The 14,836-nt window shown below is 60.6% G+C and carries 17 protein-coding genes; 8 read left to right on the forward strand and 9 right to left on the reverse strand.

Going from position 1 to position 14,836, the window contains the following annotated elements:
• The first annotated feature begins 100 nt into the window (after positions 1–100).
• Complete coding sequence (locus tag AACX99_RS04690) at positions 101–1,027, forward strand: GGDEF domain-containing protein (RefSeq protein WP_339409900.1); 927 nt, start codon at positions 101–103, stop codon at positions 1,025–1,027.
• Between the two features lie 71 nt (positions 1,028–1,098).
• Here AACX99_RS04690 and rluB read toward each other — a convergent pair whose 3' ends face one another.
• The 7 genes from rluB to AACX99_RS04725 form a co-directional block, all read right to left on the reverse strand.
• A complete protein-coding gene (rluB, locus tag AACX99_RS04695) occupies positions 1,099–2,289 on the reverse strand; it encodes a 23S rRNA pseudouridine(2605) synthase RluB (RefSeq protein WP_339409901.1) in 1,191 nt (396 codons plus the stop codon).
• Positions 2,290–2,421: 132 nt separating this feature from the next.
• Positions 2,422–2,601 (reverse strand): DUF1289 domain-containing protein, encoded by a 180-nt coding sequence (locus AACX99_RS04700; RefSeq protein ID WP_339409903.1) that lies wholly within the window; start codon positions 2,599–2,601, stop codon positions 2,422–2,424.
• 33 nt (positions 2,602–2,634) lie between these two features.
• The gene (gene scpB, locus AACX99_RS04705) at positions 2,635–3,426 is read right to left on the reverse strand and encodes an SMC-Scp complex subunit ScpB (RefSeq protein ID WP_445261834.1); all 792 of its coding nucleotides are present in this window, start codon (positions 3,424–3,426) and stop codon (positions 2,635–2,637) included.
• Positions 3,427–3,428: 2 nt separating this feature from the next.
• A complete protein-coding gene (locus AACX99_RS04710) occupies positions 3,429–4,127 on the reverse strand; it encodes a segregation and condensation protein A (RefSeq protein WP_167144217.1) in 699 nt (232 codons plus the stop codon).
• 173 nt (positions 4,128–4,300) lie between these two features.
• Positions 4,301–5,515, reverse strand: coding sequence for a tryptophan--tRNA ligase (locus AACX99_RS04715; RefSeq protein WP_339409904.1), 1,215 nt, complete (start codon positions 5,513–5,515; stop codon positions 4,301–4,303).
• Positions 5,516–5,559: 44 nt separating this feature from the next.
• The gene (locus tag AACX99_RS04720) at positions 5,560–6,189 is read right to left on the reverse strand and encodes an L-threonylcarbamoyladenylate synthase (RefSeq protein ID WP_339409906.1); all 630 of its coding nucleotides are present in this window, start codon (positions 6,187–6,189) and stop codon (positions 5,560–5,562) included.
• Positions 6,190–6,202: 13 nt separating this feature from the next.
• A complete protein-coding gene (locus AACX99_RS04725; RefSeq protein ID WP_339409907.1) occupies positions 6,203–7,066 on the reverse strand; it encodes a PHP domain-containing protein in 864 nt (287 codons plus the stop codon).
• 151 nt (positions 7,067–7,217) lie between these two features.
• Here AACX99_RS04725 and AACX99_RS04730 point away from each other — a divergent pair, with 151 nt between their 5' ends.
• From AACX99_RS04730 to AACX99_RS04750, 5 genes are all read left to right on the forward strand, one after another.
• Entirely contained in the window at positions 7,218–7,517 is a 300-nt protein-coding gene (locus tag AACX99_RS04730) for a YciI family protein (RefSeq protein ID WP_339409909.1), read from the forward strand.
• 55 nt (positions 7,518–7,572) lie between these two features.
• Positions 7,573–7,974, forward strand: coding sequence for a translation initiation factor 2 (locus AACX99_RS04735; protein ID WP_339409910.1), 402 nt, complete (start codon positions 7,573–7,575; stop codon positions 7,972–7,974).
• A 3-nt stretch (positions 7,975–7,977) separates the two neighbouring features.
• Positions 7,978–8,655, forward strand: a complete 678-nt coding sequence (locus tag AACX99_RS04740; RefSeq protein WP_339409911.1) for a response regulator transcription factor — start codon at positions 7,978–7,980, stop codon at positions 8,653–8,655.
• Between the two features lie 130 nt (positions 8,656–8,785).
• Positions 8,786–9,202, forward strand: a complete 417-nt coding sequence (locus AACX99_RS04745; protein WP_339409912.1) for a Spy/CpxP family protein refolding chaperone — start codon at positions 8,786–8,788, stop codon at positions 9,200–9,202.
• Positions 9,203–9,373: 171 nt separating this feature from the next.
• Positions 9,374–10,717 (forward strand): sensor histidine kinase, encoded by a 1,344-nt coding sequence (locus tag AACX99_RS04750; RefSeq protein WP_339409913.1) that lies wholly within the window; start codon positions 9,374–9,376, stop codon positions 10,715–10,717.
• Here AACX99_RS04750 and AACX99_RS04755 read toward each other — a convergent pair.
• Together AACX99_RS04755 and AACX99_RS04760 are read right to left on the reverse strand one after the other, a co-directional pair.
• The gene (locus AACX99_RS04755; protein ID WP_339409914.1) at positions 10,683–11,249 is read right to left on the reverse strand and encodes a nitroreductase family protein; all 567 of its coding nucleotides are present in this window, start codon (positions 11,247–11,249) and stop codon (positions 10,683–10,685) included. The two genes, AACX99_RS04750 and AACX99_RS04755, sit on opposite strands and share 35 nt — an antisense overlap.
• 74 nt (positions 11,250–11,323) lie before the next feature.
• Positions 11,324–11,695: a YkgJ family cysteine cluster protein gene (locus AACX99_RS04760; protein ID WP_339409915.1), complete on the reverse strand. Its 372-nt coding sequence runs from the start codon at positions 11,693–11,695 to the stop codon at positions 11,324–11,326.
• A 154-nt stretch (positions 11,696–11,849) separates the two neighbouring features.
• Here AACX99_RS04760 and AACX99_RS04765 point away from each other — a divergent pair, with 154 nt between their 5' ends.
• Both AACX99_RS04765 and AACX99_RS04770 read left to right on the forward strand, forming a co-directional pair.
• Positions 11,850–13,304: a TrkH family potassium uptake protein gene (locus AACX99_RS04765; protein ID WP_339409916.1), complete on the forward strand. Its 1,455-nt coding sequence runs from the start codon at positions 11,850–11,852 to the stop codon at positions 13,302–13,304.
• A 72-nt stretch (positions 13,305–13,376) separates the two neighbouring features.
• On the forward strand, positions 13,377–14,831 hold the full coding sequence (locus AACX99_RS04770) for a TrkH family potassium uptake protein (protein ID WP_339409917.1): 1,455 nt from the start codon (positions 13,377–13,379) through the stop codon (positions 14,829–14,831).
• Positions 14,832–14,836: the final 5 nt, after the last annotated feature.

The raw sequence follows: 14,836 nt of genomic DNA on the forward strand, positions 1-14,836 counted from the left end.
AAGCGCATGAAATAAAAGAACTTTTAATACAAAACCGTGCTTGGCATGAAATTCGCTCTACCTCTTCCAGTCGTCGCGTATCGCGTAAGAGGTAAGGCTTATGGCCCCGCATAACCAGTCCAACACCATCGATTTCGACGCTGCCAAGTTGCAGCGTCTCGGCTATGCCGGTCGCCTGCAGAAAAGCCTCAAGCCAGTCAGCCTGGCGCAATTACGCCAACAGCTGAGCCTGCGCCTGCAGACCTCATTGGAAGCTGAACGCATTCTCGAACTGTTCTACAGCGAAGTGCAGCGTCTGGTGCCGCTCAGCGCCCTCAGCTATCAACTAGCCTCCTGCGACCTGCGCCTGGAACTGGGCGAGCGCGCCAATCACTCAGCTGGTTACCGCCTGAATCACGATGGCGAATTTCTCGGTGAACTGACGTTCCGACGTAACCAGCGGTTCAGTGAGGACGAGCTGGGCCAGCTCGAATCGCTGCTTGCCAGCCTGCTGTTTCCACTGCGCAACGCCCTGCTCTATCGCGCAGCCGTACAAAGCGCGCTGCGCGACCCGCTGACCGAAACCGGCAACCGCATCGCCATGCAGCAAACACTCAAGCGCGAAGTGGATATCGCCCGGCGCACCCTGCAACCACTGTCGGTGCTGATGGTCGACATCGATCACTTCAAGCGCATCAACGATAGCCACGGCCACCTTATCGGCGACCAGGCACTGAAAGCCGTCGCAACCGCGCTGAAAGACAGTCTGCGTAACGTCGACATGGTGTTTCGCTTCGGCGGTGAAGAATTTATGGTACTGCTCTCCAACACCAGCCGCGAAGCTGCCTCAATGGTCGGTGAGCGCCTGCGCATGGCGGTTCTGGGCATCCAGTACTTGGTCGAAAGCCGCGCCATCGAGCTGTCGGTCAGCCTCGGCTGCGCCACCCTGCTGCCGGGTGAGTCAATGGAAAGCCTGATGCGCCGTGCCGATAACGCGCTGTATGTGTCTAAGCGCGATGGCCGCAATCGCCTGTCCATGGCCGGATAAACGTAACAACCACATGGCAGGCCATAAAAAAGGCGACCCGAGGGTCGCCTTTTTACATCCACCGAAATGGATTACTCCGGCTTAGGACCACGACCGAAGCCAGGACGCTGTCCTTCGCGGGTCGGCTGGCTGCGACGCTTGACCGGCGCACCCGCAGGTTTACGCGATGAGCGATCAGTCAGCTCGACGCCTGGACGCTGCGCACCCGCCTTGGCCGGACGCTTCTTGTTGACATCACTCGGGCGCTCGGCAACCGGCGTGCCTTTGCTTTGATCAGCACGCGGGCTGCGGGCCGGACGCTCGCCGCGCCCGGCATCGTCACCACGCGCTGGACGCGAACGACCCTGATCACCCGCCGCTGCCGGACCGCCACCATGGGCCGGGCGCAAGGTCCGCTCTGGACGTGCGGCACGCCCCACCGGCTTGGCCGATTTACGCTGCAGACGGTCGATCTTGTCGCGGGCTTTTTCTTTCATGTCCGGCAAGGCCACCGGCTTGAGGCCGACTTCCTCACTGAGGATATCCACTTCGCGCTGGCTCATTTCGCGCCAGCGGCCCATGGTCAAGTCCGAGGTGATAAACACCGGGCCGAAACGCACGCGCTTTAGACGGCTGACCACCAGGCCCTGGGATTCCCACAAACGGCGCACTTCGCGGTTACGGCCTTCCATCACCACGCAGTGATACCAGTGGTTGAAGCCCACGCCGCCCGGCGCGACCTTGATATCGGTGAATTTTGCCGGGCCGTCTTCGAGCATCACGCCAGCTTTCAGGCGCTCGATCATCTCTTCGTCGACTTCGCCACGCACACGCACGGCGTACTCGCGGTCCATCTGGAAGGACGGGTGCATCAGGCGGTTGGCCAGCTCACCGTCGGTGGTGAACATCAACAAACCGGTGGTGTTGATGTCGAGGCGACCGATATTGATCCAGCGGCCATCTTTCGGCCGTGGCAGACGGTCGAACACGGTCGGACGGCCTTCCGGGTCGTCACGGGTGCAGATCTCGCCTTCGGGTTTGTTGTAGATGATCACGCGGCGCACGCTTTCAGCGGCTTCTTCGCGGCGGATCACCTTGCCATCGACGGCAATCGCATCGTGCAGGTCGACGCGCACGCCGAGGCTGGCGACTGCGCCGTTGACCTTGACGCGGCCAGCGGTAATCCAGGCTTCTATTTCACGGCGTGAAGCCAGGCCCATGCGCGCCATGACTTTCTGCAGTTTTTCGCCTGCGGGGCTGTATTCTTCGATTTCTTCACTCATCTGGGCACCTCCCGGTGTTTTCTTTAGTGATTAGGACGATTTAGGCAGGGCCTATTCGTCGAAGGGGCGCGGAGCATACGCGAAACGCGGCGCTTGCGCACGGATTGAGGCTAGCCGCCTGATCGGTGGCCGTCAGCCTGTGTGCCGACCAATGGTCGCCAGGCTCAGCAAACGCATATCAGCCTCGGCCAACACGGCGCGCCGAGCAGGCTTATCAAGCTTCTTCCAACCCTTGATCTCGGCCTTGCTACGTCCGCAGCCGAGGCAGATATCACGCTCGAACTTGCACACCTTAATGCAGGGATCTTTCACCGCACTAACGCCCTCGCTGATGCACCCTGCCCTTTAGTCAGGCAGCTGCTCTCTATCCAGGGTGTCGTGAGGCTCATCGGCATCGTCAAGCTCATCGTCCTGCTCGGGTAAATCATCGAAATCGATTTTCAGACCCTGCTCCATCGAATCGAGTTCAGCCAGCAGGCTGCTGAAGCTGGTTTCCTCACCTACTTCCACCGCAGGCTCATCAGCCAGGGCCAGATCGGCACGCGCCTGCAGGCTTTGCGGCGCCTCCAGATCATCCTCGAAAGCCAGTACCGGCTCGGGTTCCAGCTCACGCAGGGCGGCCAGTGGCGGTAATTCGTCGAGGCTTTTCAGGTTGAAGTGATCGAGAAAAGCCTTGGTGGTGGCGAACATCGCCGGCTTGCCCGGCACATCGCGATAACCCACCACACGAATCCACTCGCGCTCCAGCAGGGTTTTGACGATATGGCTGTTGACCGCTACACCGCGCACATCTTCGATCTCGCCACGAGTAATCGGCTGGCGGTAGGCAATCAGCGCCAGGGTTTCCAGCATGGCGCGCGAATAGCGTTGCGGGCGCTCCTCCCATAAGCGACCCACCCAAGGTGCAAATTTCTCGCGCACTTGCAGGCGGTAACCGGACGCCACCTCGATAAGCTCGAAGGCGCGCCCTTCGCAGGACTTGCCCAGGTGCGCCAGCGCCTTTTTAAACACCGCCGGCTCCGGCCGCTCGGCTTCTTCAAATAACTCGAACAGGCGCTCCAGCGATTGCGGTTTGCCGGAGGCCAGCAGAAAAGCTTCGAGCAGGCTGGCCAGCTCACGAGGTTCGTTAAGGTTCATGCTTATTCAGCCCGCGCACGCACATGGATTGGCCCAAAGGCCTCATTCTGCACCAGTTCAACCAGGGATTCCTTGATCAACTCGAGCACCGCCATAAAGGTCACCACCACGCCAAGCTTGCCCTCTTCGGCGCTGAACAGGCTGACAAAGGGTACAAACGCGCCGCCCTTGAGGCGCTCGAGCACTTCGCTCATGCGCTCGCGGGTGGACAGCGCCTCACGGGTGACCTGGTGGCTTTCAAACATATCGGCGCGGCGCAGCACTTCGGCCATCGACAGCAGCACTTCTTCCAGGCTGACATCCGGCAGCAGCTTGCGCGCCCGCGCTTCGGGGGCATCCAGGCGCGGCACGGTGACATCCCGCCCGACCCGGCTAAGACCGTCGATGCCTTCCGCGGCAGCCTTGTAACGCTCGTATTCCTGCAGACGGCGGATCAGCTCGGCACGCGGGTCGTCCTCTTCGGCCTCCGCCTCGCTGGAGCGCGGCAACAGCATGCGTGACTTAATCTCGGCGAGCATGGCCGCCATCACCAGATACTCGGCCGCCAACTCCAGGCGCACCGACTGCATCAGTTCGACATAGCCCATGTACTGACGGGTGATTTCCGCCACCGGGATATCCAGCACATCGATGTTCTGCTTGCGGATCAGATACAGCAGCAGGTCCAGCGGGCCTTCGAAGGCTTCGAGAAACACCTCCAGAGCATCCGGCGGGATATACAGGTCCAGCGGCATTTCGGTGACCGCCTGACCATACACCAGGGCAAAGGGCAGCTCCTGCTGAGCATTGGCCTGGTCCTGGGGATGGCTTTCAGGGTGTTCCTGGGCTGGCACGCCGGACATGGTCACTCTCGAAGTTAAATTCAGCGTTAGGTTCAGCGGTAATTCAGGCCAAGGGCCAGGCGCACTTCACTCAAGGTTTCCCGCGCTTCAGAGCGCGCTTTATCGGCACCATCGGCGAGAATCTGCCGGACCAAATCAGGATTATCCTGATAATCCGCGGCGCGTGCCTGCAACGGTTGCAACTCCTGCTGCAGCGCATCGATCAAGGGAGCTTTGCACTCCAGACAACCGATGCCGGCGCTGCGACAGCCTTGCTGCGCCCAGTCGCAGGTTGCATTGCTGGAATACAGCTGATGCAGCGGCCACACCGGGCAATTTGCCGGGCTGCCTGGGTCATCGCGGTGCACCCGCGCGGGGTCGGTCGGCATACGGCGGATCTTTTCTTCGATCGCCGCGCCACTGTCACGCAGGAAAATCGCGTTGTTATTGGATTTGGACATCTTGCTACCGTCGAGCCCCAACAGCTTGGGCGACTCGCCAAGCATGGCCTGCGGTTCGACCAGCAGAATCTTGCCGCCACCCTCCAGGTAACCGTAAAGGCGCTCTTTATCACCCAGGGTTATGCTCTGCTGGTCCTTGAGCAGCGCCCTCGCAGTTTCCAGCGCTTCTGCGTCGCCCTGCTCCTGATAGGCCTTGCGCAGGTTGTTGTAGAGCGTCGCAGTTTTCTTGCCCAGCTTGATGATCGCCGCCTCGGCCTTTTCCTCAAAGCCTGGCTCGCGGCCATACAAGTGATTGAAACGCCGCGCCACATCCCGAGCAAATTCGATATGCGCCAACTGGTCACTGCCTACCGGCACCACACCGGCGCGATACAGCAGAATGTCCGCTGCCTGCAACAAGGGGTAACCGAGAAAGCCAAAGGTGCCCAGGTCTTTGCCGTGCAGCTGCTCCTGCTGCTCTTTGTAGGACGGTACGCGCTCCAGCCAACTGAGCGGGCAGATCATCGACAACAGCAGGTGCAGTTCGGCATGTTCAGGAACCTGCGACTGGATAAACAGCGTCGCCGAACTGGGGCTGACGCCGGCCGCCAGCCAGTCCACGGCCATGTCCATAACGCGCTGGGACAGCGGGCCGACATCGTCGTAATCGGTGGTCAGCGCGTGTAGATCTACGATGCAGAAGAAGCATTCATAGCTGTGTTGCAGCTTCACCCAATTTTTCAGCACGCCCTGATAATGCCCCAGGTGCAGCAGGCCACTCGGGCGCATGCCAGACAACACACGGCGTTCAGCGTCAACAAGACTCAAAACGGATTACCTGAAAGCTCAAAGGAGTCCGATTATAGCCAGGATCAGATGTCATTCGTAAAAGGCGACGGATCACCGCAACCCACTCGAAACACCTCGGGCTCATCGTCAAGCAGACTGACCACGGTGGAGGCTTCCAGGCCGCCGAAACCGCCATCAATGATCAGATCGACCTGGTGCTCAAGAATCTGACGCATCTCGTAAGGATCGCTCATCGGCAGCGTGTCCCCCGGCAAAATCAAGGTCACGCTCATCAAAGGCTCATCCAACTCGGCCAGCAAGGCCATGGCAATTGGATGACTGGGCACGCGCAGACCAATGGTGCGGCGTTTGGCATGCAGCAGCATGCGCGGCACTTCACGGGTGGCATTGAGGATAAAGGTGTAAGGCCCCGGGGTATGGCTCTTGAGCAAGCGGAACGCGGCGGTATCGACCTTGGCAAAAGTGCTGAGTTGCGACAGATCGCGGCATACCAGAGTGAAGTTATGCTTGTCGTCCAGCTGGCGCAGGCGACGAATACGCTCCACCGCGCTCTTGTCGCCAATGTGGCAGCCCACAGCATAGGAAGAATCGGTCGGATAGATCACCACCCCGCCGCTTCGGATAATCTCCACCGCTTGTTTGATCAGGCGCGCTTGCGGGTTTTCCGGATGAATCTGGAAGAATTGACTCACACTAAGGTCCTGGTCAGATTGCAGTAGGCTGCTGGACATGTTTGAACCGTGCCCACAGGGGCGGTAGATCCTCGGGCATCGGGCGATAAACGCCCAACTCAGACCACTGGCCCGGCGCATGGAAATCACTGCCAGCGGTGACGAACATGCCAAACTCCCGCGCCAGAATCGCCAGACTGCCTACCTGCTCTGCGGGTTGCATACCGTTGACCACTTCCAGCGAATGCCCACCGGCACCGACAAAATCGGCGATCAGCTTGCGCCGTTTACTGCGAGTAAAGTCGTACTGCCAGGGATGCGCCAGGCTGACCCAGGCATTGGCGCGACGCAGGGTATCGACTGCTTGAGCCAGCTCTGGCCAGTGCTGTTTGACATCGCCCAACTTGCCCGAACCGAGCCACTTGCGAAACGCTTCGGCGCGGTCTTTCACATATCCGCTGCGCACCAGAAAATCGGCAAAATGAGGACGCGCCGGGGCATTGCCGCTATCGCCCAGTTCCTGCTGCATGGCCCGCGCGCCTTCGAGCGCGCCCGGCATGCCTTTGGCCTCCAGACGCTTGGCGATTTCCGCAGCACGCAACCAACGTCCCTCATGCAGCTCGGCAATTGCCTGCTGCAGGGCCGGCGCATCGCGATTGAAGGCGTAGCCCAGCACGTGAATGGTCGCGCCGCCCCAGGTGCAGGACAGTTCGATGCCGTTGACCAACTGCATACCCAGCGCTTGCGCTGCTGCACCCGCTTCGTCGAGGCCATCAAGGGTGTCGTGATCGGTCAACGCCAGCAAACGCACACCGCGCTCAAACGCCCGCGCCACCACCACAGCCGGAGCAAGGGCACCATCTGAAGCGGTGCTGTGGCAATGCAAATCAACATCCATAAGGGGCGCTTTCCGAGTCATTTATGTTTGTTATTATGCCGCCAGATGTGGATTCTTGCTGGCTTGCGCCAATATTTCCTCGACTTTGCCTAACCTGGCTGCTTTTCTCCCCTGGCGCTGGTCCGCGCCAACCACCGTATTAAGGATTGAAATGCTCTACGCGATCATTGCCACCGATGTGGAAAACTCCCTGGAAAGCCGCATGAATGCACGCCCAGCGCACCTTGCACGACTGGAGCAACTGAAAAACGAAGGCCGTTTGATTCTCGCCGGCCCGCACCCAGCCGTCGACAGCAATGACCCAGGCCCAGCAGGGTTCTCAGGCAGCCTGATCGTTGCGGAATTCGAATCGCTGCCGGCCGCGCAACAGTGGGCCGATGCCGACCCCTACCGCGCCGCCGGGGTGTATGCCTCGGTGCTGGTAAAACCCTTCAAGCTGGTCTTGCCTTGAAGCCAACACTTCGCTGAATAACCCATAACAATAATTAAAAAAGATAGGAGTTCCGATGCGTCCAGGCCCGTTGTTTCTGCTCTTTACCCTGAGTTCGCCGGCCTTCGTCCAGGCCGAAGAAAGCCCGCCGCAGCCTTTGGCAGAAGCCACCTCGGCGCAGACGCATATAGATGAACTGGAACAGCGCCTGGCGCTCAGCGAAGAACAGCGCGCAACCCTCAGCGCGGAATTGCAAAACAGCAGTAATGAACGTGACACCGTCCAACTGCAGCGCCTGCGCCAGGAAAACCAGCGCCTTAAACTGCAGCTGAAAAAGACCCAGGCCAGCACCCCGCAGCCACTGATAAGCGAACAGCAGATGTGGTTTGCTACGGGCGCCGGAGCCGGTCTTCTCGGGGTAATTATCGGCGCGCTCCTGCGCAGCGGCCGCCGCTCACGCAGCGAGTGGCTCAACTGACCCATGAGTAATCTGCTGTTAATCGACGACGACGTCGAACTATGCGAACTGCTGACCAGCTGGCTTACCCAGGAAGGCTTTCAGGTCAACGCCTGCCATGACGGCCACAGCGCGCGCAACGCCCTCGCCACGCAAAACCCGGATGCCGTCGTGCTGGATGTGATGCTGCCCGATGGTAGCGGCCTGGAGCTGCTCAAGCAGTTGCGCAGCGACCACCCGGAACTGCCGGTGCTGATGTTGTCGGCCCGCGGCGAACCGCTGGACCGGATTCTCGGCCTGGAACTGGGCGCTGACGACTACCTGGCCAAACCTTGCGACCCTCGCGAGCTGACCGCCCGCTTACGTGCCGTCTTACGCCGTAGCCTGCCGGCCACGCCCAGCAGCCCGCTCGATCTCGGCGACTTGCATTACAGCCAGGCCCGCGGCACCGTGACCCTGGGCGAGCAGGAAGTGCTGCTGACCCTCTCGGAAAGCCGCATCCTCGAAGCCCTGCTGCAGAATCCAGGCGAGCCGGTGGATAAACAGGAGCTGGCGCAACTGGCCCTCGGCCGCAAACTGACCCTGTATGACCGCAGCCTGGACATGCACGTCAGCAATCTGCGCAAAAAGCTCGGCCCACATGCAGACGGCCGCCAGCGCATCCTGGCGCTGCGTAGCCGCGGCTACTACTACAGCGTTTGAGAGCCGGCTCTGTAAACCAGCCACGCCGTGCTCTTTACCTAAGCTTTACCTTGCCCTGACGGCCCTTGACCTTGACCGCCCTAGACTGGGCTCATCCGGTGTTTACCGGCTTCAGACAAGGAGACACACCATGCGCAAGACCCTTACCGCAGTACTGCTCGCCCTGACCCTGCCGACGCTGGCCATGGCCATGCCCGAAGGTGGCTCGCGGCACGGTGGCCATCATGGTGAACATGGCTCGCGCATGTTCAAAGAGCTCGACCTGAGCAAAGAGCAGCACCGCGAAATCCGCAAGCTGATGGGCGAGCAGATGAAAGGCCGCCATGAAATCACCAAGCGCTACCTGGACAAGCTGCCAGCGGCCGAACAGAAAGCCATGCAGGACGAGTTGAAGGCCGCCAAGGAGCAACAACGCAGCGCCATCCGCGCCCTGCTCAACCCTGAGCAGCAGAAAGCCTTCGACGAACACCAGAAGAAGATGCAAGAGCGCCGCGCCGAGCACCAGGCGTTCAAAGCCTGGCAGGCCGAGCAGGCGAAAAAGAATTAACCCGGCCTAAGCGCCTGCTTTACGATCTCGCAAGCTAGAGCCTGCTTTTAACGCAGCAGCGTCCGACGCGCAGCAGATCGTAAACAGGCTCAAAGTCTATACGCCCATCAGGCTGCAAGGCCTGATGGGCGTAAGCATTTCCGCCACAGCCATTACCACTAAGGAGCCACCGTGCGGTCACTGTTCTGGCGCATCTTTGCCAGCTTCTGGCTGGCTATTGCCCTGGTAGCGGGGTTGTCCATGCTGCTTGGACGCATGCTCAATCAGGACGCCTGGTTGCTCAACCAGCACCCTGGTATGGATGACCTCGCCGAGAAGTGGACGCAGCGTTATGAGAAGAAAGGCCCACGTTCTGCCCAAGCCTTGCTCGAACAACGCAAGCGCAAGTTCCGCATCGACGTGCAAGTACTTGATGAAACCGGCCAAGCGGTGGTCAAAGGCACCTTCCCGCCCCGCGCGGCGGCCTTTGAGGCGCGCCATCGCAATGAGAAACGTCTGCCCTGGCGTCGTCTGAGTGTCGATTACACCAGCCCGCACAGCGGCGAAACCTATCTGTTTATCTACCGTATCCCGATCCCCGAAGTCGCCGCGTGGCAGCGCGACAGCCTGCTCTGGCCGCTGAGCGCACTGGCTATCGCCATGCTGGTACTGACCCTGTTCAGCCTCTGGCTGACGCTCTCCATCACCCGCCCACTGAATCGCCTACGCGGCGCCGTGCACGACCTGGGGCAAACCGCTTACCAGCAGAACAGCCTGGCCAAACTGGCCGAACGGCGTGATGAGCTCGGCGTGCTGGCGGCCGACTTCAACCGCATGGGCGAGCGCGTACAGGGCCTGATCAGCAGCCAGCGCCAGCTGCTGCGCGACGTGTCCCATGAGCTGCGTTCACCGCTGGCACGCTTGCGTATCGCCTTGGCGCTGACCGAGCGCGCCGATGCTGCCGAACGGGAAAAGTACTGGCCACGCCTGAGCCAGGAGTGCGACCGCCTGGAAGCGCTGATCAGTGAAATCCTCGCCCTCGCCCGCCTCGACGCCGAGCCGGGCGCGGCGCAACCAATCAACCTCGGTGAGCTGTTGCATAAATTGCAGGACGACGCGCACATGGACGCGCCAGGACAACAGATCGAGATTCAGCTGGAGAGCGACCTGCAGCTCAACGGCTGGCCAGATATGCTGCAACGCGCGATGGACAACCTGCTGCGCAATGCCCTGCGCTTCAACCCGATCGGCCAACCCATCGAATTGACCGCCAGCCAAAGCGCCGAGCAGCTATGCATGAGCGTGCGCGACCACGGCCCTGGCGCTGCGCCTGAGCTGCTGGCACGCCTTGGTGAACCCTTCTACCGCGCCCCTGGCCAGACCAGCAGTGGCCACGGCCTGGGCTTGGCCATCGCGCGCCGCGCCGCCGAGCGGCATGGCGGTCAGCTGGAACTGAGCAATCACGCGCAAGGCGGCTTTGTCGCCACCCTGCGCCTGCCGCTTACTCAGCTGAGTCAGGAACAGGCCAAGCCCTGACAAAGTCGCTGATTTGCACCTGTGGCACCGCACGCAACTCGCGCTCTGGAGTGCCGAGGTAGAGGTAGGCAATTACCTGCTCATCCGCGCTCAACCCCAGGCCGGCAGCAACCTGCGAGTTATAAGCCATATCACCGGTGCGCCAGACCGCACCAATACCCTGGGCATGCGCGGCCAGGAGAATCCCGTGGGCAGCGCAACCGGCGGCCAGCACTTGCTCCTGCGCCGGCACCTTCAAGTTGGCCTTAACACAAGCAATCACCACCACCAGCAACGGCGCACGCAGTGGCATGGCGCGCGCCTTGGTCAAGGCTTCAGGGCTGGCATCGGCAGGTAATGTACTGGCAAACAGCTCGCCCAGTTGAACAAGCGCTTCGCCTTCCACCGTAAGAAAGCGCCAGGGTCGCAGCTGGCCGTGGTCAGGCGCGCGCAGAGCAGCGCGAAACAGCAGCTCGCGCTGCGCAACATCAGGGGCCGGCGCCATCAGGCGCGGCGCGGAAACACGGTTTAGCAACGCATCAAGAGCGTCCATCAGCCACCTCGACAATTAAAACAGGTGGCCATTCTAGTGCCTGTGCCCCGCCTGGGGGCAATCCGCGCAGGCTCTCAAGCCACCCGCTCAGGGGAAATGCTGGGCAACACTGGCGGCATCAGCGGTGGTAACCCGTGTGCACTGCGCGCCGCATCGCAATGCGAATTGTGTTCGCCGTTGACCCAGGAGGCCTCGAATTCGCGACAGGTGCTGGAGCGCTGCCCATAAAGCGTACAACGCACCCCCTGGCCAACCTCCCCCAGTAGGGCGTTACAACGCGTGGGCTTGCTTTCCGTACCACGCATGGCAACACGGTGCGGGGTGATCAGCACAACCTGATCGTCCGGCATCAAACCACCGGCCGATTGGCACTCACCCCAGAAAAATGACACACGAAAATGCGCGCAGCAGGCGCCACAGCTTAGACAAGGATTGCTATCGGACATGATTTGGCGGGCTCAGAAACCGGCAAGGGCCGGCACCTGGCGGCTATTCTATGCAGCGCAAAACGCTTGTAAAGCGCCTATTACGCGGCTGTACAGCCGCTGCAGCGCGCGTAGAATAACGCCCCTTTGCCCTACCAGAGCCTGAGCCGAATCCATGTCATTGCCGACACTGCGCATCATTGCTTTTATTCTCGGCATTTTTTTGATCACTCTGGCCGTCAGCATGCTGATCCCGATGCTGACACTGCTGCTGTATTCACGCACCGACGACCTCAACGCCTTTCTCTGGTCAAGCTTGGTGACGGCTGCTGCAGGTATTGCCATGGTCCTCCCCGGACGACCCAAGGATGCGCGCCTGCGCCCGCGCGACATGTACCTACTGACCACCGGCAGCTGGCTGGTGGTGTGCATCTTTGCCGCTCTGCCGATGGTCCTGATTCACCACATCAGCTACACCGACGCTTTCTTCGAGACCATGTCCGGCGTGACCACCACCGGCTCAACCGTGTTATCGGGGCTCGATCAAGCCTCCCCCGGCCTGCTGATCTGGCGCTCGATGCTGCAATGGCTGGGCGGTATCGGCTTTATCGGCATGGCGGTAGCGATTCTGCCGCTGCTGCGGGTCGGCGGTATGCGTCTGTTCCAGACCGAATCCTCCGACTGGGGCGAAAAGGTCATGCCGCGCTCGCATATGGCGGCCAAATACATTCTGTTTATCTACCTGAGCCTGACCCTGAGCGGCTTTCTCGGCTTCTGGCTGGCCGGCATGACGCCATTCGATGCAATCAATCATGCAATGACCTCAATCTCCACCGGCGGCTACTCGACTTCGGATTCATCGCTGGCCAACTGGAGCCAGCCGGCCGTACATTGGGTGGCGGTGGTGCTGATGATCTTCGGTGGCCTGCCCTTCACCTTGTATGTTGCCACCCTGCGCGGCAACCGTAGAGCGCTGTTCAAGGACCACCAGGTACGCGGCTTTCTCGGCTTTCTGCTGGCCACCTGGTTGGTATTCGGCACCTGGCTGTGGCTGCACTCGGATAACAGCTGGCTGGATGCGTTTCGCATTGTCGCGGTGAATGTCACCTCGGTGGTCACTACCACCGGCTTCGCACTGGGCGACTACAGCACCTGGGGCAGTTTCGCCGTGCTGCTGTTCTTCTACCTGACCTTTGTCGGCGGCTGTTCGGGCTCCACCTCCGGCGGCCTGAAGATCTTTCGCTTCCAGGTGGCCTATGTGCTGCTGCGGGCCAACCTGCAGCAACTGGTGCACCCGCGCGCGGTGATCAAGCAGCAGTACAACAACCACAACCTTGATGAAGAAATTGTCCGTTCACTGATCACCTTTTCGTTTTTCTTCACCATCACCATCGGCGTGATTGCCCTCGGCCTGGCCCTGCTTGGCCTGGACTGGGTAACGGCGCTGACTGGTGCGGCGACGGCAGTGTGCAACGTAGGCCCCGGCCTGGGTCCGATCATTGGCCCGGCGGGTAATTTCTCCAGCCTGCCAGATGCCGCCAAATGGCTACTGACTGCCGGCATGCTGCTCGGACGCCTGGAAATTCTGACTGTACTGGTACTGGTCACTCGGGCCTTCTGGCGCCATTGAGTGAAATCGGCCGGGCGTTAGGCAAGCCCGATAACCTAGACTGCTGCTACTTATGCAATGGAACCCGCTTAGATGGCTTGGCCGACCTTACGGATCATCGCGTTTATCAATGGCATTTTTCTTCTGACCCTGGCGATCAGCATGGCCGTGCCCATGTTGACCCTGGTGCTGTTTGCGCGGCCTGACGAACTCAATGCTTTTCTCTGGTCCAGCCTGATCACTTTTATCGCCGGTATCGCGATGATTGCTCAGGGCAGACCCAAGGATGTGCAGCTGCGCCCACGCGACATGTACCTGTTGACGGTGTCCAGCTGGGTGCTGGTGGGGCTGTTCGCCTCCCTGCCGTTTATGTTCTCCCAGCACCTGGGCGTGACCGATGCGGTGTTTGAAAGCATGTCGGGCATCACTGCTACCGGAGCCACGGTACTGTCAGGGCTGGATGACATGTCGCCGGGCATTCTGATCTGGCGCTCGCTACTGCACTGGCTTGGAGGGATTGGCTTTATCGCCATGGCAGTGGCGATTCTGCCGATGCTGCGGATCGGCGGTATGCGGCTGTTCCAGACCGAGTCATCGGACCGCTCCGAAAAGATCATGCCGCGCTCGCATATGGTCGCGAAATACATGGTCGCAGCTTATCTGGGCATCAGCATGCTCGGTTGCCTGGCGCTGTGGACGGCGGGTATGGGGCTGTTCGATGCGATCAACCACACCATGTCGGCCATCGCCACCGGCGGGTTTTCCACATCGGATCTATCGCTTGGCAAATGGAGCGAGCCGGCCGTGCACTGGGTCACCATCGTGTTGATGATCCTCGGCAGCGTGCCGTTCGTGCTGTTTGCCTCGATGCTGCGCGGCAACTACAAGGCTTTGATCCGCGATCAGCAGGTACGTGGCTTCCTCGGCATTTTGCTCAGCACCTGGCTACTGCTTGGCACCTGGTATTTCATCAGCACCGACTTGCACTGGCTCGAAGCCATTCGCCACGTGGCGTTCAACACCACCTCGATCATGACCACCACCGGCTTCGCCCTGGGGGACTACACGCTGTGGGGTGGTTTTGCCGGCATGCTGTTTTTTTACCTAGGTTTTATCGGCGGCTGTTCGGGCTCGACCGCCGGCGGTCTAAAGATTTTCCGTTTTCAGGTCGCCTACACCCTGCTCAAAGCCAACCTGTTGCAGCTGATCCACCCGCGCGCGGTGATCAAGCAGCAATACAACCGGCATAATCTGGACGAAGATATCGTCCGCTCAATTCTGACCTTCTCATTCTTCTTCACCATTACTATTGCCGTGCTGGCCTTGGGCTTGACGCTCTGCGGTCTGGACTGGATTACCGCACTCAGCGGCGCAGCCAGCACTGTCTCCGGCGTTGGCCCCGGCATGGGCCCGATCATCGGGCCTGCGGGCAACTTCTCCAGCCTGCCGGATACCGCCAAATGGCTGCTGACCTTCGGCATGCTGCTTGGCCGCCTGGAAATCCTTACCGTCCTAGTCTTGATGCTACCGGCCTTCTGGCGACATTGAGAAGG

The organism is Pseudomonas sp. EA_35y_Pfl2_R5 (assembly GCF_963970805.1).
Taxonomy (GTDB): Bacteria; Pseudomonadota; Gammaproteobacteria; order Pseudomonadales; family Pseudomonadaceae; genus Aquipseudomonas.